Annotated in this window: 21 protein-coding genes; 12 read left to right on the forward strand and 9 right to left on the reverse strand. The window is 68.2% G+C overall.

Going from position 1 to position 20,098, the window contains the following annotated elements; translation table 11 throughout:
• A partial coding sequence (locus FEF15_RS12080) for a TonB-dependent receptor (RefSeq protein ID WP_205598523.1) occupies positions 1 to 593 on the forward strand: 593 nt, incomplete at its 5' end.
• A 131-nt stretch (positions 594 to 724) separates the two neighbouring features.
• On the opposite strand, the gene trpC is transcribed toward FEF15_RS12080, so the two are convergent.
• The 5 genes from trpC to FEF15_RS12105 all read right to left on the reverse strand — a co-directional run bounded on the left by trpC (position 725) and on the right by FEF15_RS12105 (position 5,769).
• Positions 725 to 1,534 (reverse strand): indole-3-glycerol phosphate synthase TrpC, encoded by an 810-nt coding sequence (gene trpC, locus FEF15_RS12085; RefSeq protein ID WP_163559428.1) that lies wholly within the window; start codon positions 1,532 to 1,534, stop codon positions 725 to 727.
• Positions 1,535 to 1,580: 46 nt separating this feature from the next.
• Positions 1,581 to 2,600: an anthranilate phosphoribosyltransferase gene (gene trpD / locus FEF15_RS12090; protein WP_163559429.1), complete on the reverse strand. Its 1,020-nt coding sequence runs from the start codon at positions 2,598 to 2,600 to the stop codon at positions 1,581 to 1,583.
• A 43-nt stretch (positions 2,601 to 2,643) separates the two neighbouring features.
• Positions 2,644 to 3,228, reverse strand: a complete 585-nt coding sequence (locus FEF15_RS12095; protein ID WP_163559430.1) for an aminodeoxychorismate/anthranilate synthase component II — start codon at positions 3,226 to 3,228, stop codon at positions 2,644 to 2,646.
• Between the two features lie 76 nt (positions 3,229 to 3,304).
• Entirely contained in the window at positions 3,305 to 4,801 is a 1,497-nt protein-coding gene (gene trpE, locus FEF15_RS12100) for an anthranilate synthase component I (protein ID WP_163559489.1), read from the reverse strand.
• A gap of 302 nt (positions 4,802 to 5,103) precedes the next feature.
• On the reverse strand, positions 5,104 to 5,769 hold the full coding sequence (locus FEF15_RS12105; protein WP_163559431.1) for a phosphoglycolate phosphatase: 666 nt from the start codon (positions 5,767 to 5,769) through the stop codon (positions 5,104 to 5,106).
• A 104-nt stretch (positions 5,770 to 5,873) separates the two neighbouring features.
• Between FEF15_RS12105 and FEF15_RS12110 the strand changes: the two genes are divergently transcribed.
• Positions 5,874 to 7,172, forward strand: coding sequence for an NAD(P)/FAD-dependent oxidoreductase (locus FEF15_RS12110; RefSeq protein ID WP_163559432.1), 1,299 nt, complete (start codon positions 5,874 to 5,876; stop codon positions 7,170 to 7,172).
• Here the strand turns inward: FEF15_RS12110 and FEF15_RS12115 are convergent.
• Positions 7,164 to 7,448 carry a GIY-YIG nuclease family protein gene (locus FEF15_RS12115; protein ID WP_163559433.1) on the reverse strand — a complete coding sequence of 95 codons (285 nt, stop codon included), beginning with the start codon at positions 7,446 to 7,448 and terminating at the stop codon, positions 7,164 to 7,166. The two genes, FEF15_RS12110 and FEF15_RS12115, sit on opposite strands and share 9 nt — an antisense overlap.
• Positions 7,445 to 8,146 carry a ribulose-phosphate 3-epimerase gene (rpe, locus tag FEF15_RS12120; protein WP_163559434.1) on the reverse strand — a complete coding sequence of 234 codons (702 nt, stop codon included), beginning with the start codon at positions 8,144 to 8,146 and terminating at the stop codon, positions 7,445 to 7,447. Before rpe ends, FEF15_RS12115 begins: the two co-directional genes overlap by 4 nt.
• A gap of 203 nt (positions 8,147 to 8,349) precedes the next feature.
• Between rpe and cysP the strand changes: the two genes are divergently transcribed.
• The 5 genes from cysP (at position 8,350) to FEF15_RS12145 (ending at position 12,828) form a co-directional block, all read left to right on the forward strand.
• On the forward strand, positions 8,350 to 9,360 hold the full coding sequence (gene cysP / locus FEF15_RS12125) for a thiosulfate ABC transporter substrate-binding protein CysP (protein WP_163559435.1): 1,011 nt from the start codon (positions 8,350 to 8,352) through the stop codon (positions 9,358 to 9,360).
• Positions 9,357 to 10,214, forward strand: coding sequence for a sulfate ABC transporter permease subunit CysT (cysT, locus tag FEF15_RS12130; protein WP_163559436.1), 858 nt, complete (start codon positions 9,357 to 9,359; stop codon positions 10,212 to 10,214). The genes cysP and cysT overlap by 4 nt, the downstream gene beginning before the upstream one ends.
• Positions 10,214 to 11,041, forward strand: a complete 828-nt coding sequence (gene cysW / locus FEF15_RS12135) for a sulfate ABC transporter permease subunit CysW (protein ID WP_163559437.1) — start codon at positions 10,214 to 10,216, stop codon at positions 11,039 to 11,041. Before cysT ends, cysW begins: the two co-directional genes overlap by 1 nt.
• The gene (locus FEF15_RS12140) at positions 11,038 to 12,150 is read left to right on the forward strand and encodes a TOBE-like domain-containing protein (RefSeq protein ID WP_163559438.1); all 1,113 of its coding nucleotides are present in this window, start codon (positions 11,038 to 11,040) and stop codon (positions 12,148 to 12,150) included. The genes cysW and FEF15_RS12140 overlap by 4 nt, the downstream gene beginning before the upstream one ends.
• 87 nt (positions 12,151 to 12,237) lie before the next feature.
• Positions 12,238 to 12,828, forward strand: coding sequence for a YajG family lipoprotein (locus FEF15_RS12145; RefSeq protein ID WP_163559439.1), 591 nt, complete (start codon positions 12,238 to 12,240; stop codon positions 12,826 to 12,828).
• A gap of 67 nt (positions 12,829 to 12,895) precedes the next feature.
• Here the strand turns inward: FEF15_RS12145 and FEF15_RS12150 are convergent, their stop codons facing one another.
• Both FEF15_RS12150 and FEF15_RS12155 read right to left on the reverse strand, forming a co-directional pair.
• A complete protein-coding gene (locus FEF15_RS12150; RefSeq protein ID WP_163559440.1) occupies positions 12,896 to 13,534 on the reverse strand; it encodes a thiopurine S-methyltransferase in 639 nt (212 codons plus the stop codon).
• 19 nt (positions 13,535 to 13,553) lie between these two features.
• Entirely contained in the window at positions 13,554 to 14,183 is a 630-nt protein-coding gene (locus FEF15_RS12155) for a TIGR04211 family SH3 domain-containing protein (protein WP_163559441.1), read from the reverse strand.
• 437 nt (positions 14,184 to 14,620) lie between these two features.
• Between FEF15_RS12155 and miaB the strand changes: the two genes are divergently transcribed.
• From miaB to lnt, 5 genes are all read left to right on the forward strand, one after another.
• Positions 14,621 to 15,964 carry a tRNA (N6-isopentenyl adenosine(37)-C2)-methylthiotransferase MiaB gene (gene miaB / locus FEF15_RS12160; protein ID WP_163559442.1) on the forward strand — a complete coding sequence of 448 codons (1,344 nt, stop codon included), beginning with the start codon at positions 14,621 to 14,623 and terminating at the stop codon, positions 15,962 to 15,964.
• A 97-nt stretch (positions 15,965 to 16,061) separates the two neighbouring features.
• The gene (locus tag FEF15_RS12165; protein WP_163559443.1) at positions 16,062 to 17,162 is read left to right on the forward strand and encodes a PhoH family protein; all 1,101 of its coding nucleotides are present in this window, start codon (positions 16,062 to 16,064) and stop codon (positions 17,160 to 17,162) included.
• Entirely contained in the window at positions 17,159 to 17,683 is a 525-nt protein-coding gene (ybeY, locus tag FEF15_RS12170) for an rRNA maturation RNase YbeY (protein WP_163559444.1), read from the forward strand. Before FEF15_RS12165 ends, ybeY begins: the two co-directional genes overlap by 4 nt.
• Positions 17,680 to 18,546, forward strand: a complete 867-nt coding sequence (locus tag FEF15_RS12175) for a transporter associated domain-containing protein (RefSeq protein ID WP_163559445.1) — start codon at positions 17,680 to 17,682, stop codon at positions 18,544 to 18,546. The genes ybeY and FEF15_RS12175 overlap by 4 nt, the downstream gene beginning before the upstream one ends.
• A 28-nt stretch (positions 18,547 to 18,574) precedes the next feature.
• The gene (gene lnt, locus FEF15_RS12180; protein ID WP_163559446.1) at positions 18,575 to 20,053 is read left to right on the forward strand and encodes an apolipoprotein N-acyltransferase; all 1,479 of its coding nucleotides are present in this window, start codon (positions 18,575 to 18,577) and stop codon (positions 20,051 to 20,053) included.
• Positions 20,054 to 20,098 lie beyond the last annotated feature (45 nt).

Here is a 20,098-nt window from a genome sequence, read left to right on the forward strand (position 1 = left end):
CTGCTCGCTTACCTCCCCGCCCGAGTGGGCGAGGGTTCACGCGGATTTTTTTGCTGATCGGCTTCGACGGCCCGGAGGGCCGGACCTTCTTCGAGAATGCCGGACGCACCTCGCGCGACGGCATCGAGCTCGGCATCGACTGGAGCTTCGCCCTGGACTGGCGCCTGACCAGCGCCCTGACGCTGGCCGACTACCGCTTTGAGCGTTTCGCCGACGAAGAGGACGACTTCGCCGGTAACCGCCTGCCCGGTCTGCCGCGCCAGCTGTGGCACAACAGCCTGACCTGGTACGGCAGCGGCGAGCGCTTCGCCAGCGTGGAGGCGCAATACACCGGGGATTTCTACGCCGACAACGCCAATCAGGTGCCCATCGACGACCACTGGCTGGTCAATCTCAAGGGCGGCGACGCTTGGCCGCTGGGCGGGGGGGCGACCCTTCTTGGGGTCCATCTGGGCATCCGCAACCTCTTCGACGAGGCGTACTTCGAGAACGTGCGGATCAACGCCAACCCCGATCGCCCAATTAGCGAAAGAGGGTTCTACGAACCGGCGGCGGGCCGCACCTTCTATGCCGGGGTGGAATTGAGTTTCTAGGCTGTTCTTGAGCCGGTCAGTCCCTTATCACTCATGCTCTTGATAGGAGCTCAGCTCAACTGGTTCCGCAGCGCGGAGACTTTCCCTTCGCCCCGCACGGTCTGGCTCACAGGGCTGACGAGCAGGGTTCATCAGAAAAACAGCCGGCGCAGCGCCTCGCCGGGCTCGTCCTCGCGCATGAAGGCCTCGCCGACCAAAAAGCCGTGCACGTCGTGCTCGCGCATGCGCAGCACGTCGTCGCGAGTGTGGATGCCGGACTCGGTGACCACGGTCACGCCGGCGGGAATGCGCGGCAGCAGCTCGAGGGTGGTCTCGAGTCGCGTCTCGAAGCTGTGCAGGTTGCGGTTGTTGATGCCCACCAACCCCAGGTCGAGCTGGAGCGCGCGTTCCAGTTCCTGGGCGTCGTGCACCTCCACCAGCACGTCCATGCCCAGCGCCACGGCCTGCTGGTGCAGGTCGACGAGCTGGGCGTCGTCAAGCGCGGCGACGATCAGCAGGATGCAGTCGGCGCCGATGGCGCGGGCCTCGCTCACCTGGTAGCCGTGCACGATGAAGTCCTTGCGGATCACCGGCAGGTCGCAGGCGTCGCGAGCCTCGATGAGGAAGTCCTCGTGGCCCTGGAAGAAGTCGGCGTCAGTGAGAACCGAGAGACAGGCCGCGCCGCCGGCGGCGTAGCTGGCGGCGATCTCGCCGGGGTGGAAGTCCTCGCGGATCACCCCCTTGGAGGGCGAGGCCTTCTTCACCTCGGCGATCACCGCCGGGTCGCCCTCATCAAGGCGCCGGGCGAGCGCCGCGATGAAGCCGCGCGGTGCGCTCTGCTTCTCGGCGAGCGCCAGCAGCTCGCTCTCGGCAACGGCGCGCCGCCGCTCGGCGACCTCGGCGTCCTTGCGGGCGAGGATGCGGGTGAGGATGGTCGGGGTGGCGTCCTGGGTTCGGCTCATGGGGCAATCCTGCTCAGAGGCGGCAGATAGGCCGCCGCGGTCGGTATCAGGGCATCAGCACCCGGGTGAAGTCGCTGAGTTCCTTCATCTTCTCCAGCGGCAGCTTCGAGGCCTGGGCATCCTGGGCCATCAGCACCCCCTCCTTGAAGCTGTCGGCGATGCCGGCGCAGTAGAGCGCCGCCCCGGCGTTGAGGGCGACGATGTCCGCGGCCTCGCCCTCGCCGACCAGCGCCTCGCGCACCAGGCGCAGGCTGTCCTCGGCGCTGACCACCTTGAGCGGGGCGAGCTCCTGGCGCGCGATGCCCACCTCTTCGGGCGTGACGCTGTACTCGTGGATCGTGCCGTCCTTGAGCTCGGCCACCCGGGTCGGCGCGGCCAGCGAGATTTCGTCGAGGCCGTCCTCGGCGTGCACCACCATGACGTGGCGGCTGCCCAGCTTGCGCAGCACCTCGGCCATCACCGGCACCAACTCGGGGGAATAGACGCCGAGCAGTTGGTTGGGCGCGCCGGCCGGATTGGTGAGCGGGCCGAGGATATTGAACAGGGTGCGCACGCCCATCTCGCGACGCGCGCCGATGGCGTGGCGCATGGCCGGATGGTGGTTGGGCGCGAACATGAAGCCCACGCCCGCCTGCTCGATGCAGCGCCCCACCTGCTCTGGGGTGAGATCCAGGTGAATGCCGGCGACGTCGAAGAGGTCGGCGCTGCCCGAGGAGGAGGAGACGCTGCGATTGCCGTGCTTGGCCACGTGCGCCCCGGCCGCCGCGGCGACGAAGCTCGCCGCCGTGGAGACGTTGAAGAGGTTGGCGCCGTCGCCGCCGGTGCCCACGATGTCCACCACGTTCTCGGCGTCCACCCGGACCGGCTTCATCAGCTCACGCATCACCTGGGCCGCAGCGCTGATCTCCTCGGCGGTCTCGCCCTTCATGGCCAGACCGATCAAAAAGCCGCCGATCTGGGCGTCGGTGGCCTCGCCGGTCATGATTTGGCGCATCACCGCGTGGGTAGCCTCGAAGCTGAGGTTCTCGCGGCGCATTACCGCGGCGATGGCGTCTCGCATCTGCATGGGCAGTTCTCCTAAATGTCAGGCGCGGATCAGCGGGCGCGGCTCATTGGCGTTTGAGAAAGTTCGCCAGCAGCTCATGCCCCTGGCGGGTCAGGATCGACTCGGGGTGGAACTGCACGCCTTCGATGTCCAGCTCACGGTGGCGCAGGCCCATGATCAGGCCCGGCGTCACGTCATCGTCATCGGTCCAGGCGGTCACCTCGAGGCATTCGGGCACTCCCTCACGGGCCACCACCAAGGAATGATAGCGCGTCACCTCCAGCGGGTCCTCCAGACCGGTGAAGACGCCCTGGCCGCGGTGGCGGATGCGCGAGGTCTTGCCGTGCATCACCTGGGGCGCGCGCACCACCTGGCCGCCGTAGACCTGGCCGATCGCCTGGTGGCCGAGGCACACGCCGAGGATGGGGAGGCGCCCGGCGAAGCGCTCGATGGCCGCCATGGAGATGCCCGCCTCGTTGGGCGTGCAGGGGCCGGGCGAGATCACCAGGTGGCTCGGCGCCAGCGCCTCGATCTCCTCGAGGGTGATGGCATCGTTGCGGTGGGTGACCACCTCGGCGCCCAGCTCCCCCAGGTACTGCACCACGTTGTAGGTGAAGCTGTCGTAGTTGTCGATCATGCAGACTTTCATGATTCGCTCTCTCTCGGGCCCCGTGGGGCGCGCGCCCCGCCTGGGCCGGACGCGATAATTTGGGGGTGGCAGGTCGCTATTCGAGATTGTCGAGGCCGCGCTCGGCCATGGCCACGGCGCGGAAGATGGCGCGGCCCTTGTTGAGAGTCTCTTGCCACTCCAGCTCGGGCACCGAGTCGGCCACCACGCCGGCGCCGGCCTGGACGTGCAGCTCGCCGTCCTTGATCACCGCGGTGCGGATGGCGATGGCGGTGTCCATGTTGCCGTGCCAGGAGAGATACCCCACCGCCCCGGAGTAGACGCCGCGCTTGACCGGCTCGAGCTCGTCGATGATTTCCAGCGCCCGGATCTTGGGCGCCCCGGAGAGCGTGCCTGCCGGGAAGGTGGCACGCAGCACGTCCATGGCCGAGAGCCCGGGTTTCAACCGCCCGGTGACGTTGGAGACGATGTGCATCACGTGAGAATAGCGCTCCACCGCCATCTGGTCGGTGACCGTCACCGAGCCGGTCTCGCTGATGCGCCCCACGTCGTTGCGCCCCAGGTCGATCAGCATCAGGTGCTCGGCGCGCTCCTTGGGGTCGGCGAGCAGCTCGGCCTCGAGCTCCTGATCTTCCGCCTCGCTCTTGCCGCGCACCCGGGTGCCGGCGATGGGCCGCACCGTCACTTCGCCGTCTTCCAGGCGAGTGAGGATCTCCGGCGAGGAGCCCACCACATGGTGGTCGTCGAGGTTGAAGAAGAACATGTAGGGCGAGGGGTTGAGGCTTCTCAGCGCACGGTAAAGGTCGAGCGGCGAGGCGCGATAGGGAATCGACATGCGCTGCGAGGGCACGCACTGCATGATGTCGCCGGCCAGCACGTACTCCTTGATGCGCTCCACCGCCGCCTTGAAGCCCTCCTCGGTGAAGCCGGAGGTGAAGTGCCCCTCTTCCACCGCCGCGGCGCCGCTGCCGGGACTCGTGGTGTTGAGGGTGGCACTGCGCAGGCGGATCTCCAGGCGCTCGAGGCGCTCGCGGGCGTTCTCGTAAGCGTGCGCCTCGGCCGGGTCGGCGTGGGTCCAGAGTGTCAGGCGCCCCGAGAGGTTGTCGAACACCACCAGTTCGTTGCACACCATCAGCAGGATGTCGGGCACACCCAGCGGATCGGGCTTGGCTGCCACCTGGGGGCCACGCAGCCGCGGCTCGATGTAGCGGATGGTGTCGTAGCCGAAGTAACCCACCAGGCCGCCGTCGAAGCGCGGCTGGTCGTCGAGGCGCGGCACCCGGAAGCGCGCCTGGAACTGCTCGATCCAGGCCAGCGGATCCTCGACTTCCGCTGCTTCAACCTCCCGACCATCGATCAGGTGGCGCACGCGAAAGTCGCGCACCTCGACCCGCTCGTGGCTGGGCAAGCCGATGATCGAGTAGCGCCCCCACTTCTCGCCGCCCTGCACGGATTCGAGCAGGAAGGTCCAGGGTGCGTCGGCGAGCTTGAGGTAGGTGGAAAGCGGAGTGTCGAGATCGGCCAGTACCTCGTGGGTGACCGGAATGCGGTTGTAGCCGGCCTGGGCCAGATCACGGAAACGTTCGGGGGTCATCATGCCCGGGTCCTCGAGGGTGAGGGGTGAGCGAGGAGGCGCGTATCAGAGGCGAGCGAAACGGGACTCGCCGCAAAGCGTGAGCGTCACCATCGCCAGCCGCCGGGCACGGCGAGCGGCAGAGTCGGAAAGGCGGCGAACGCGAACAGGTCGCCGTCTCGATGGGGGAGGTATTTGCGCGTCATGCGGCAGTCCATCGAAGCGTGTCCCGGCGGGGACTGAGGTTATCGCAGCTGCGCCAGGCAGCGGTTATAGCAAGAATTCATTGATGAGGCTGCGCTTATAGCCTCGGTAAAATCAGCCTAAACGAGTTCCGCCAGCGATTCAACCACGCCATCGGGGCCGCTGTCGCGCACCGGCTCACCGTGATTGTAGCCGTAGGGCACGGCCAGGGTGCGAAAGCCCGCCGCCCGGCCGGCGGCGATGTCGTGGCGCGAATCCCCCACCATCAGGCAGCCCGCAGGCGCCACGCCGAAGTGCGCGGCCACGTGCAGCAGCGGCGCGGGGTCGGGCTTCTTCTGCGGCAGCGAGTCGCCGCCCAGGCAGAGCGCGAAGTGCCCTTCGAGCCCGAAGCCGGCGAGAATCGGCGCAATGAAAGCGGCGGGCTTGTTGGTCACCAGCGCCACCGGGTAGCCCGCGCAGCGCAGGCCGTCAAGCGCCTCGCGCACGCCGGGGTAGAGGCACGTGCGCGACCCCGGATCGCGACCGTAGTGGCCGAGAAAGGCCTCATGGCCGCGGTCGAGGGCGTCCTCGGTCGGCGGCTGACCCTGGGCCTCGGCCAGGGCGCGCGCCATGAGCACCCGCGAGCCGTTGCCCACCCAGTCGCGCACCTTCGCCTCGCCCGCCGGGGCCAGGCCGAGGTCGCTCAGCGCGGCATCCACGGCCACAGCCAGGTCGGGCACGGAGTCGACCAGGGTGCCGTCGAGATCGAAGGTAATCAGGCGGATGCCGGTCAGGATGGGGTGCATGCGATGCCTCCACGGCAGGAAAAGCCATATTGTGCCGCACAGGCCATGGGCAGGGAATGTCAGCGGGCCTATGCTGGGGTTTTCAAGTGCCAGGGAGTTCATTGATGAGCGTACCGAAAATTGTGGTGGTCGGCGGCGGCGCCGGCGGCCTGGAGCTGGTGACCCGCCTGGGACGGCGGCTCGGCCGCCGCGGGCGGGCCGAGATCGTGCTGGTCGACCGCAGCCCGACCCATATCTGGAAGCCGCTGCTGCACGAGGTCGCCACCGGCGCGCTCGATTCCGGCCTCGACGAGATCGCCTTCCCCGGGCATGCCCGGGCCAATGGCTATCGCTTCCAGCGCGGCACGCTGTGCGGGCTCGACCGGGAGCAGCGCCGGCTGCAGCTGGCCGCGGTGCTCGACGACGAGGGCCAGGAGATCCTGCCGGCCCGGGAGCTAACCTACGACCGTCTGGTGCTGTCGCTGGGCAGCGTCAGCAACGACTTCGGCACCCCCGGGGTCGCCGAGCATTGCTACTTCCTCGACAGCCCCGAGCAGGCGGAGGCCTTCCGGCACGCCATGCTCAACACCTTCCTGCGCTACAGCGCCGCCGGGCAGCAGCAATCCCCGCGGCTCCGGGTGGGCATCGTGGGCGGCGGCGCCACCGGGGTGGAGCTCGCCGCCCAGCTCTACGACGCCCTGCTGATGCTGCAGACTTATGGCGTCACCGAGCTGGACGGCAGCCATCTCGACGTTCACCTCATCGAGGCCGCCGAGGACGTGCTGCCGGCCCTGCCCGAGCGGATCCGCCAGGCTGTGCGCCAGGAGCTGCAGGGGCTCGGCGTCCAGGTACACACCGCCACTCGGGTGACCGAAATCGACGCCAACGCCATCCACACCGCCGATGGCCAGCGCCTGGCCACCGACCTCAACGTCTGGGCGGCGGGCATCAAGGCCCCCGACTTTCTCACCCAGCTCGACCTGACCCTAGCCAAGGGCCAGCGGATTACCGTTCACGAGACTCTGCAGAGCATTGACGACCCTAACCTCTTCGCCTTCGGCGACTGCGCCAGCTGCCCGCAGCCGGACGGCAGCACGGTACCGCCCCGCGCCCAGGCCGCCCACCAGCAGGCGCAGCTGCTCTACCGCAACCTGCGCGCCCAACTCGACGGCAAGCCACTCACGCCCTTCGTCTATCGCGATCGCGGCTCGCTGATTTCGCTGGCCCACTTCGAGGCGATCGGCACCTTGATGCGCGGCGCCTCGGCTCGCCGCCTGTTCGTCGAGGGCCACCTGGCCAAGTTCTTCTACGCCTCGCTCTACCGTCTGCATCAGCGCGCCATTCACGGTAGCCTGAAGACAGGGGTGATCGTGCTGGTGGACGGCCTCAACCGCTTCATCCGCCCGCGCCTCAAGCTACATTGAGCCGGTGCCGTCCGTCCGCCGGACCAACCAGGTCCGCTTACCGGCGGCGGAAAGCCGCTTCACGGCAGCCTCGAGGCGCAGCGCCTCACCGCGGCTGCCCACCGCCTCCTGGTGGACCAGCGTCAGCGGCCCGCGGCCGCGCAGCGCCTTGGCGCCGCGCCCTGCGGCGTGCTGCGCGAGGCGCCGGGCGACGTCGGTGGTGATCCCGGTGTAGAGGGCGCCGCCGGCGGTCTCGATCACATAGAGGTACCAGCGGGGCGGCGTGGGCGCACTCACCGTGCCGTGGCGAGCTGCTCGCGGAAGGCGCGGATCACGCTGTCGTAGCGGTGGGGGTCGCTGTCGCGGGCAGCGCTGAACACGGCGGAGCCGGCTACGAAGGTGTCGGCGCCGGCGCGGGCGATCTCGGCGATATTGTCGACCTTGACGCCGCCGTCGATCTCCAGGCGGATGTCCCGGTCGGAGGCGTCGATGCGCCGGCGCGCCTCGCGCAGCTTGTCGAGGGTGCCGGGCAGGAAGGCCTGGCCACCGAAGCCGGGATTGACGCTCATCAGCAGCACCATGTCGACCTTGTCCATCACGTAGTCGAGGAAGGAGAGCGGCGTGGCGGGATTGAAGACCAGCCCCGACTTGCAGCCACCGTCACGGATTAGTGAAAGCGAGCGGTCGATGTGATCCGACGCCTCGGGGTGAAAGGTGATGTAGGTAGCCCCGGCATCGATGAAGTCGCCGATCAGGCGGTCCACCGGCTTGACCATCAGGTGGGCGTCGATGGGCGCAGTGACGCCGTGCTTGCGCAGCGCCTCGCACACCAGGGGGCCGATGGTCAGGTTGGGGACGTAGTGGTTGTCCATGACGTCGAAATGGACGATGTCGGCCCCGGCAGCCAGGACGTTGTCGACCTCCTCGCCGAGACGGGCGAAGTCGGCGGACAGGATCGAGGGAGCGATAAGGCAGTCGCGGGTGGCATCGGTCATGGCATATCCGTCAGGCAAGTTCAGGCTGTCAGGTGAGTGCCCTAGTCTAACAGGAAGCGCCGAATGCCGGGGAACCGCGGGGCGATATGGCGCGTAGCGGCCACACATATATATCTAAATTGAATAAAAATTCCCATTGTAATTCCATGAGAGCAGGATTAGCCTTGTCGCCATCTCCCTTCCACGGACATGGAGTCACTGGCATGACCCTGCTGACGACCCTGCGTCGTACCGCCGTCGCCGTTGCCCTGGGCGCGTCTCTGGCTACCCCGGCGCTGGCCGCCGAGCGCGAGCTGCTCAACTCTTCCTACGACATCGCCCGCGAGCTCTTCGCCGCCGTGAATCCCGAGTTTAAGGCATGGTGGCAGGCCGAGCACGGTGAGGCAGTGACCATCAAGCAGTCCCACGGCGGCTCCTCGGCCCAGGCGCGCGCCATCCTCCAGGGGCTGCGCGCCGACGTGGTGACCTACAACCAGGTCACCGACGTGCAGGTGCTGGCCGATGCCGGCCTGGTGGCCGAGGACTGGCAACAGCAACTACCCAACAACGCCTCGCCCTATTACTCCACCACCGCCTTTCTGGTGCGCAAGGACAACCCCAAGGGCATCGAGAGCTGGGACGACCTGGTGAACGAGGACGTGGAGATCGTCTTCCCCAACCCCAAGACCTCCGGCAACGGCCGCTACACCTATCTGGCCGCCTGGGGCTTCGCCGACCAGGCCTTCGAGGGTGACGAGGAGCAGATACACGACTTCATGCGCACCTTCCTCGGCAACGTGGTGGTGTTCGACACCGGCGGCCGCGGCGCTACCACCAGCTTCATCGAGCGCGGCATTGGCGACGTGCTGATCAGCTTCGAGTCCGAGGTCAACAACATCCGCGGCGAGTACGGCAGCGACGACTTTGAAGTGATCGTGCCCCCGGTGAGCATCCTCGCCGAGTTCCCGGTGGCCGTGGTCGAGGAGAATGCCGAACGCAACGGCACCCAGGACCTGGCCCGGGGTTACCTCGAGTACCTCTATACAGAGGAAATGCAGCGCCTGCTCGCCGGCTTCAACTACCGCGTGCACCACGAGGCGGTCGTGGCCGAGTTCGCTGAGCAGTTTCCCGAGACCGAGCTGCTGACGGTCGAAGCGATCGCCGGCGGCTGGGATGACGCCATGGCGACCCACTTCGAGAGTGGCGCCCTGCTGGATCAGCTACAACGTCGATGATCACGCTCGCCTCACTGGCCGGCAGCGCCCCCAAGCGGGTGCTGCCGGGCTTCGGTCTGTCGCTCGGCATCAGCCTGACCTTCGTTTCGCTGGTGCTGCTGCTGCCGTTGACCGGGCTCTTCGGCCAGCTGGCCGGGGTGAGCCTGGCCGAGTACTGGGCCATCATCACCGAGGGGCGGGTGGTGGCCAGCTACCTGGTGACCATCGGTGCTGCCGCCGTCGCGGCGTTGATCAACGCCGCCTTCGGGCTGCTGCTCGCCTGGGTGCTGGTGCGCTACGCCTTTCCCGGCAAGCGCCTGCTCGACGCCCTGATGGACCTGCCCTTCGCCCTGCCCACGGCCGTGGCCGGCATCACGCTGGCCACCCTCTACTCCAGTAACGGCTGGATGGGCCAGCTGCTCGAACCGCTGGGCCTCGAGGTGGCCTACACCTGGGTGGGCATCGCGCTGGCCATGGCCTTCACCAGCATCCCCTTCGTGGTGCGCACCGTGCAGCCGGTGCTCGAGGACCTTCCCCACGAGGTGGACGAGGCCGCCATGACCCTGGGCGCCCGCGATGGGGTAGCCTTCCGGCGAGTGATCCTGCCCCACCTGTGGCCAGCGCTGGTCACCGGCACGGGGCTCGCCTTCGTGCGCTCGCTGGGCGAGTTCGGGGCGATCATCTTCATCGCCGGCAACATGCCCTACGAGACCGAGATCACCGCACTGATGATCTTCGTCAAGCTGCAGGAGTACGACTACGCCGGCGCCTCGGCCATCGCCTCAGTGGTGCTCGCCGTCTCGCTGCTTCTGCTGCTGGCCATCAACATCTGGCAGGGGCGCTTTGTCCGGCGACTGCACGGAGGAAACGGCTGATGCAACGTATCGGTGATGCCCCGGCGGTGCGCCGCGGCCTGATCCTCTCCGCCGTGGCGCTGGCCGGGCTCTTCCTGCTGCTGCCGCTGGTGGCGATCTTCGCCCAGGCCTTCGCCCAGGGCATGGGCGTGTTCTGGAGCAACGTCAGCGACGAATACACCGTGGCCGCCATCGGCCTGACGCTCTTCGTCACGCTGCTGACCATTCCCGTCAATCTGGTGTTCGGCGTGGCCCTGGCCTGGCTGGTGACCCGGTTCACCTTCCCGGGGCGGCGCCTGTTGCAGACGCTGATCGACATCCCCTTCGCCGTCTCGCCGGTGGTGGCGGGCCTCGTCTACCTGCTGCTCTACGGCCGCAACGGCTGGATCGGCGGCTGGCTAGACGCCCACGACATCCAGCTGATGTTCGCCTGGCCGGGCATCCTGATGGTGACCCTCTTCGTCACCTGCCCTTTCGTGGCCCGCGAACTGATCCCGCTGATGCAGGCCCAGGGCTCCCGCGAGGAGGAAGCCGCGGTGACGCTCGGCGCCCGGGGCTTCACGCTCTTCCGCCGCGTCACCCTGCCCAACATTCGCTGGGCGCTGCTCTACGGGGTGATCCTCACCAACGCCCGGGCGGTGGGCGAGTTCGGTGCCGTCTCGGTGGTCTCCGGGGCGATTCGCGGCGAGACCAACACCCTGCCGCTGCACGTCGAGCTGCTCTACCAGGACTACAACACCGTGGGCGCCTTCGCCAGCGCCGCCCTGCTGGCCCTGATCGCCCTGTTCACGCTGGCCGCCAAGGCCGGCCTGGAATGGCGCGCCGCGCGCCGGGAGGCTATGGCATGAGCATCCGTCTTCACAACGTCGCCAAGACCTTCGGCAAGCCGGGCCGCGGCCAAACCCGCGCGCTGGAGCCGGTCAACCTGGACATCCACGACGGCGAGCTGGTCGGCCTGCTCGGCCCCTCGGGGTCGGGCAAGACCACCCTGCTGCGCATCATCGCCGGGCTGGAGAGCGCCGACCGCGAGCCGGCCGGGCGCATCCTGTTCGGCGAGCGCGACGTCACCCAGGTCCACGTGCGCGACCGGCGCATCGGCTTCGTGTTCCAGCACTACGCGCTGTTCCGCCACATGACGGTGTTCGACAACGTGGCCTTCGGGCTCACCGTGTTGCCACGCAAACAGCGGCCGAGCAGCGGGGAGATCCGCACCCGAGTGCTCCGCCTGCTGGAGATGGTCCAGCTCGAGGCTTTCGCCGGCCGCTACCCGGCGCAGCTCTCCGGCGGCCAGCAGCAGCGCGTCTCGCTGGCCCGGGCCCTGGCGCTGCGCCCCGACGTGCTGCTGCTCGACGAGCCCTTCGGCGCCCTCGACGCCAAGGTGCGCCAGGAGCTGCGGCGCTGGCTGCGCCACCTGCACGATGAGCTGAACTTCACCAGCGTCTTCGTCACCCACGACCAGGAGGAGGCGCTGGAGCTTTCCGACCGCGTGGTGGTGATGAGCAACGGCCGCATCGAGCAGATCGACACCCCGGACGCCCTCTACCGCGCACCGGCCAACCGCTTCGTGTTCGAGTTCTTGGGCGACGTCAACCACCTGGAGGGCGAAGTGCGCGACGGCGTGCTCACCTGCGGCGATGCGCAGTTGGCGGTGGAGTTGCCCGACGGGCCGGAGGAGCTGCTGCTGCGCCCCCACGAGGTACGGCTCACCGAGACGCCCAGCGCCGAGGCGCAGCTGCCGGTGACGGTCACCTCCATCTCGCCGGTGGGCGCCGAGGTGCGCGTCGAACTCGAGGCCGACTGGCTCTCCGCGCCTTGGCTGGCCACGGTGCGCCATGCCGACTTCGAGCGCCTTGCGCTTGCGCGCGGACAGCGCCTCTACGCCGTTCCGCGTCGCTGGCACCGGTTTCCCGCCGCGGCGGTGCGCAGCGGTCAGAGGCACCCCGAAGCCGTTTCCTGATCCGCCGGCCGCGGCGCTATACTGCGCCGCGGCGCCCCTGCGCCCGAGCCCCCTAAACGGACTATCAGGATTAACCGGAGAGTCAGGATGATTCGACGTCACTGTCTGCAAGCCGGCGCCCTGCTGCTGGCCACGCTGTTACTGGCCGGCTGCGCCAGCCCACACTACCTGCAGCTCGACCCGCGGCGCAGCGCCGCCGTCCCCCACGCGGGCAGCGGCCAGGCCGTCACCGTGATGGCCGCTGACGAGCGCGACGGCGAGGTGATCGGCACCCGCACCGGCAGCGCCATGTCCACGGCGGTGATCACCGTCTCCGCCCACGAGTTGGTGCCGCGCCTGCAGCGCGAAGCCGAGCGCGCGGTGCGCGAGATGGGCTTCGCCCCCACCGCGGAGACCGCCCGCGACCGCCCCCGCCTCACGCTCACCCTCAAGCACCTGGGCTACGAGCGCGGCGAGAGCCGCCCGCTGCTCGACGAGGCGCGGCTGGTGGCCATCCTCGAGGCCAAAGCCGTCAACGGCGGCACCACCTACACCGGCACCTACACCTCGCGGCGCACCCAGAGCTACGCACTGCGGCCCGACCGCGACGCCAACACCCGCATGCTCAACGACCTGATCGGCGATGCCCTGGATCGCGCCTTTCGGGATCCGGAGCTGGCCCAGTTGCTGGCGAGGTGACTCGTCACCCAGCCGAAACAGCGAGGGCGCCCGAGTGGCGCCCTCGCTGATTCATGGAGAGGTCGATCTACACCTTGGGTCCTCTTCGCACCATCGCCCAGACGCTCTCACGGAAGCCGCTGCCCGGTTCTGGCTCGCCGTCCTCCAGATGGGTGACCTGGAAGTTGGGCTCGAAGAGCTCGCGCACTTCGTCGGCTTCCACATGGTAGGGCGGACCGCCGCTGTCGCCCGGTGCGCGCCGCAGGCTGATCAGCAGCCCCGGCGAACCGGGCGGGATCAGCTGGGCGAGGTGAAAGGCGTAGCGCTGACGGGTGGCCGGCGGCAGGGCGATCAGCGCCGCCCGGTCGTAGAAGGCGCCGATCTCCGCCGCCTGGTCGATGTGGAAATGGAAGAAGTCGCCGCACCACAGCTCGACGTTGCCCTGGCGGTAGATGGCGAAGGGCTCCTGGTGATAGCGCGAGACCTCACCCTCGCCCTCGGAGACGAACTGTTCGATGGCCGCCCCGGCGAGCTCGATGCCCAGCACCGGATGGTCGTGACGCGCCAGCCAGCGCATGTCGAGGCTCTTGCCGCAAAGCGGCACCAGCACCTTGGTGCCGGGCCGCGCGCCCAGCAGCGGCCAGTAGCGCACCAGCGCCGGATGCGTCTCTCGGCGGTGAAAGCCGATCCGTCCCTCGCGCCAGCGCTCGAGCCACTCCTGCGCCATATCTCCTCCCGGGGGGTGCCTAGAACCAGCGGTCGTTCTTGCGCTTCCTCCGCGGCAAGTGGGGAAGGATCAACCCCACCAGCAGCCCGGCCCCGGCCACGCCACCGCCGTAGGTGAAGTAGCGCATCAGCAGGTCCTCCTCCTGGGTGTCGAGGCGCGCCTGGAGCTCGCGAACGGTCGACCGGGACTGGTCGGCCTCCCGGTCGAGCTGGGCGTTGCGCGTCTCCAGTTCGGCGATACGCTGCTCGCGTACCTCCAGGGTCTCGCTCTTGGCGGCTACCCGGCTCTCCCAGGTGTCGTTGATGCTGGCCAGCTCCGCTTCCAAGGCCTCGACCTGGGATTGGAGCTCGGGCAGCCGCTGCTGGGCGCTGGGCTCCGTCTGCAGTTCCTCGCTGAGCACCCAGACGGGGTCCCCCTCGCCGTTCTGTATCCGACTGTAGTCGCCGCTGGTCTCGAGCAGCGTGACCGGTTCACCGGCAGTGAGGGTGCCGACGATACGGTAGCCGTCGGTGGGCCCGCTGCGTACCCAGGTAGTGAGTTCATCGGAGACCCAGTGCGTGGGGCCGTCCTCCTGCTGGGCGGCCAGCGGCAGGGCGACAAGCCCCAGGGTCACGCCCGCCAAGAGCGTCTTGATTCGTTGCATGGTCATGCCATTGTCCTGACTGTCGAAGGCTCCTGCGGCACCCGTAATGCCGCGACCCGTGCCGCCGCTCAACCTCCCGTTGCCGCGACGACCGATGAGACGTTTGGCGCCCGCCGAGACTCGTTCACCGCTGCACTTGTTCACAGCTTCTGTGGACAACCATCGGGAAAAGCGCTGGAGAGACGCTGCCAGGCGCCGGCCCTCGGGCCTTTCGGCCCCCTGGTCACCGCGTGATCGCCCACCGGCCGGCCATGCTCTCGCCGACCCGACTCTCGCGGGACACAAGGGTACCACAGCCACCGGGCGTCATTGCGCCGACTCTGGCCCCGCTGCGGGCACTGCCGTATAATCGGGCGCCTCCACCATGGCCCCGTGCCACACCCCCACAACGCACCATTCACCGTTGACGCAGGCGTCGGGCAACCGACCGCGACCCTATTCTTATGGCGAAGAAACTCTTCATCAAGACTCACGGCTGCCAGATGAACGAGTACGACTCCGCCCGCATGGCGGATCTGCTCGGCGAGTCCCATCAGCTGGAACTGACCGACGACGAAGGCGAGGCCGATGTCATCCTGCTCAACACCTGCTCGATCCGAGAGAAGGCCCAGGAGAAGGTGTTCCACCAACTCGGCCGCTGGAAGAAGCTCAAGGAGGCCAACCCCGACCTGGTGATCGGCGTGGGCGGCTGCGTGGCGAGCCAGGAGGGCGAGGCACTGCGCAAGCGCGCGCCCCACGTGGACATGGTGTTCGGCCCCCAGACTCTGCACCGCGTGCCGTCGATGCTCGACTCGCGCCAGCAGGACCAGATCTCGGTGGTCGATGTCACCTTCCCCGAGATCGAGAAGTTCGACCACCTGCCCAAGCCCAGCTCCGACGGCGCTACCGCCTTCGTCTCGGTGATGGAAGGCTGTTCCAAGTACTGCACCTTCTGCGTGGTGCCCTACACACGGGGCGAAGAGGTGTCGCGCCCCTTCGAGGCAGTGATGGACGAGGTGATCCACCTCGCCGACCAGGGCGTGCGCGAGATCAACCTGCTGGGGCAGAACGTCAACGCCTATCGCGGCATGAACCAGCTGGGCGACGAGATCGACCTGGCCGAACTGATCGCCTGCGTGGCGGCGGTCGAGGGCATCGACCGCATCCGCTTCACCACCTCCCACCCGGTGGAGTTCTCCGACAGCCTGATCGAGGCCTACGGGGAGATCCCCGAGCTGGTCAGCCATCTACACCTCCCCGTGCAGGCGGGCTCCGACCGCATTCTCGCCGCCATGAAACGCGGCCACACCGTCGAGGAGTACGTGGCAAAGATGGAGCGCATCCGTGAGCTGCGCCCCGACATCAGCTTCTCGTCGGACTTCATCATCGGGTTTCCCGGCGAGACGGAGCAGGACTTCGAGGCGACCATGGACCTGATCCATCGCATCGGCTTCGATCACTCCTTCAGCTTCGTCTACTCGGCGCGCCCCGGCACCCCGGCGGCCAACCTGGCCGACGACACCCCGGAGGCGGTCAAGAAGCAGCGCCTGGCGATCCTCCAGGAGCGCATCAACCAGCAGGCGATGCAGATCAGCCGGCGCATGGTGGGCACGGTGCAGCGCATCCTGGTCACCGGCTTCGCCCCCCGTGACCCGGGCCAGCTCTCCGGGCGCACCGAGAACAACCGCGTGGTCAACTTCCGCGCCGCCAACCCGACCGAGCTGATCGGCCACTTCGTCGATGTGGAAGTCAGCGAGGCGCTGCCCAACTCCCTGCGCGGTGAACTCGCCTCTCCCGAACTATACTGACGCCAGCGTACCGGCACCGTCCGTCCCACGCATTGCCCCGGCCCGAGCCGGGGCAGTAAGCTGGGCCCATCACACGTAACGCAGGGATCCTTCTGCCTTGAGCCAGCACGCCACTCAGGCCAACCGCGTCATCACTCTGAGCCTCGAACCCAACGACCCCCAGCGTCTGGCCAACCTGTGCGGCCAGCGCGACGAACACCTCAAACTCGTCGAATCCCGTCTCGGCGTCACCCTGCGCAACCGCGGCAACGTCTTCCAGCTCGCCGGCCCCGGCCCGCGCGTCAAGGCGGCGGCCAACGTGCTCGAGCACCTCTACCGCGAGGCCGAGGCGAGCGACCTCTCGCCCGACACCGTGCACCTCTTCCTGCAGGAGTCCGGCCGCGAAGCACTGGACGATGAGGAAGGCCCCGGCGACGACGAGGTGCTGCTGCGCACCCCCAAGCAGCTGATCAAGCCGCGCGGGCACAACCAGCAGGGCTACGTCTCGAGCATCCGCGCCCACGACATCAACTTCGGCATCGGCCCGGCCGGCACCGGCAAGACCTACCTCGCCGTGGCCGCAGCGGTGGAGGCGCTCAACCAGCAGGAGGTGCGTCGCATCCTGCTGGTGCGTCCCGCGGTGGAGGCCGGCGAGAAGCTCGGCTTCCTGCCCGGCGACCTGGCACAGAAGATCGACCCCTACCTGCGCCCGCTCTACGACGCGCTCTACGAGATGCTCGGCTTCGAGCAGGTGGGTAAGCTGATCGAGCGCCAGGTGATCGAGATCGCCCCGCTCGCCTACATGCGCGGGCGCACCCTCAATAACGCCTTCATCATTCTCGACGAGAGCCAGAACACCACCCGCGAGCAGATGAAGATGTTCCTGACCCGCATCGGCTTCGGTTCCACGGCGGTGATCACCGGCGACATCACCCAGGTCGACCTGCCCCGTGGCCAGACGTCGGGGCTGATCCAGGTGCTCGAGGTGCTCAAGGACACCCCCGGCATCGGCGTGACCCACTTCTCCGCCAAGGACGTGGTGCGCCATCCGTTGGTGCAGCGCATCATCGAGGCCTACGACCGCTTCGAGGCCGACCAGGAGGCCGAGGAGCGTGCCCAGCGCGAGGAGCGCGAAACCCTTCGCCAGGAACGGCTGGAGCGCGCCAGGCAGAACAGACTGCTCCATGACCGGGGCAACGGCGAGCCCGACGACTCATGACGGCACCGCTCATCGACCGACAGGTTGCCATCCGTGCCAACGGCCTTCCGAGCCAGGCTGAACTCGAGGCCTGGATCGATGCCGTGCTGGCCCGCCACCCCGGCGAGGCGCGCGGCGAAGTCACCGTACGTTTCGTCGACGCCGACGAGAGCCGGACGCTCAACCGCGACTATCGCGGCAAGGACAAACCCACCAACGTGCTCTCCTTTCCCTTCGAGGCGCCGCCGGGCGTCGCGGTGCCGCTGCTCGGCGACCTGGTGATCTGCCACCCGGTGGTGGCCCGCGAGGCCGCCGAGCAGCACAAGCCGCTGGCCGAGCACTACGCCCACCTGGTCATCCACGGCACCCTGCACCTGCTCGGCCATGACCACCTCGAGGAGGCCGAGGCCGAAACCATGGAGCAGCTCGAGCGCGACCTGCTGGCCGACTTTGCCATCGCCGACCCCTACGCGCCTCGGCCCGCTGCTGGCCCGGCACCGCCCGCCGACTCCGAGAACGAGAACGAGAGACTCGATTCATGAGCGAAGACCGATCGACCGGCACGAGCAACCGAACCTGGCTCGACAAGCTGCTCGGCGCCCTCTCCGGTGACAGTGACGAGCCCAGCTCGCGGGACGAACTGCTGGAATTTTTGCGCCAGGCCGCCAGCCGGCTCAAGCTCGACCAGGATGCCATGCGCATCATCGAGGGCGCCCTGCAGATCAGCGACCAGCAGGTCCGCGAGGTATTGATTCCGCGCTCCCAGGTCGCGGCCATCGCCGTCGACCAGCCGATCGAGGAGTACCTGTCGCTGATCAGCGAGACCGGCCACTCGCGCTACCCGGTCATCGGCGAGAATCTTGACGAGGTCAAAGGGCTACTGCTGGCCAAGGACCTGCTGCCGCTGCTCAGCCGGCCCAGCGAGGAGCAGGAGCACTTCTCCCTCGAAGAGGTGCTGCGCCCCGCCATGTTCGTGCCCGAGTCCAAGCGGCTCAACAGCCTGCTCAAGGAGTTCCGCGACACTCACAACCACATGGCGGTGGTGGTCGACGAGTACGGCGGCACCGCGGGTATCGTCACCATCGAGGATATTCTCGAGCAGATCGTCGGCGACATCGAGGACGAGCACGACACCGAGGAAGAGGACGATATCCGCGACCTGGGCGAAGGCCGCTATGCGATTCGTGCCCTGACGCCCATCGAGGACTTCAACGAGCGCTTCGGCACCCGCTTCTCCGACGACGAGTTCGATACCGTCGGCGGGCTTATCATGCAGCGCTTCGGCCACTTGCCGGGCCGCGGCGAACACGCCGATCTCGGCGGCTGGCGTTTCACCGTACTCAACGCCGACAATCGCCGCATCCGCCTGCTCGAAGCAACCCCCTGCGACGACGACGCGGAGTAGCCGACGGCGCCATCCACAGGGACGACCGATGACCGAGACGCGCTTCTCCCCTACCCTGCACTACCTCATGGCGCTGGCCGCCGGGGTACTGACCACCCTCACCGCCGCGCCCTTCACCCTATGGTGGCTGGGTCCCGTCGCCGCCGGACTGATGTATGCCGGCCTCCATCGCCTGACGCCCGGCCAGGCGGCATTGAAGGGCTGGAGCTACGGGCTGGGGCTCTTCGGCGCCGGCGCCTCCTGGGTCTATGTCTCCATCCACGACTACGGCTATACCGGCGTGCCCCTGGCGCTCGCACTGACCGGCCTCTTCGTGGCCGGCCTGGCGCTCTTCTTCGCCGTGACGCTATGGCTCTATCGTCGCCTCGCCGGCCCGCGCCTGACCTGGCTGACCTTCGCCGGCGCCTGGGTGCTGGGCGAGTGGCTGCGCACCTGGCTGTTCACCGGCTTTCCCTGGCTGCTGCTGGGCACGGCCCACGTCGACTCCCCCCTGGCGCCCTGGGCACCGGTGGGGGGCGTCTATCTACTCTCGCTGTTCACCGCCCTCACCGGCAGCCTGGGCGTCGAGTTCCTGCGCCGCCGCTGGTGGACCGCCGCCCCCATCGCCGCCCTGTGGCTCGTCCCGCTGGCGCTGCCGAGCCAGTGGACGACACCAACCGGCGAGCCGCTGCGCGTGGCGCTGCTGCAGGGCAACCTGCCCCAGCTGATCAAGTGGACGCCGGAAGGCCGGCGGGAAGCTGCCAATACCTACCTGGCGCTGACCCGCGAACTGAGCGACGAGCCCGACCTGGTCGTATGGCCCGAAGCGGCACTGCCCATGTTCGAGGACGAGGCGCGCCCCATTCTCGAACGCGCCCAGGCGAGCCTTGCCCCGGATACCGCCCTGCTGGCCGGCATCCTGCAGCGCGACGGCGAGGGGCTCTACTACAACAGCGTGATCGGGCTCGGCAACGCCGAGGGCGAATACCGCAAAACGCACCTGGTGCCGTTCGGCGAGTACCTGCCGCTGGAGAATCTGCTGCGCGGCGTCATCGCCTTCTTCGACCTGCCGATGCCGGCCATGACGCCTGGGCCCGCCGACCAGGCGCCCATCGAGGCCGCCGGCACGCGGCTGGGCAACGCCATCTGCTACGAGATCATCTACGCCGACCTGGTGGCGAGCCGCGCGCGCAACGCCGAAGTGCTGCTGACGGTCTCCAACGACACCTGGTTCGGCGCCTCCATCGGACCGTTGCAGCACCTGCAGATGGCGCGTCTGCGCGCCCTAGAGAACGGCCGCCCAGTAGTACGTGCCACCAGCAACGGCGTCACCGCGGTGATCGATGCCCAGGGTCGGGTCACCGCCCGCGCCCCGCAGTTCGAGGTCGCCACCCTGACCGGCGAGGTCACGCCCATGGCCGGCCACACCCCCTTCAACCGCACCGGCAGCTGGCCGGTATGGCTCCTTGCCGCTCTGCTGGTGATGCCGGGACTTCGCCTCAGGGGAAGGGATACAGGTGAGGGGTGAAGCCCGGGCGTGGGGTGAAGCGTGAGGTGCGAGGTACAAAACGAC

Origin of the sequence: Halomonas sp. NO4 (assembly GCF_010994375.1) — a bacterium.
GTDB lineage: Bacteria > Pseudomonadota > Gammaproteobacteria > Pseudomonadales > Halomonadaceae > Halomonas.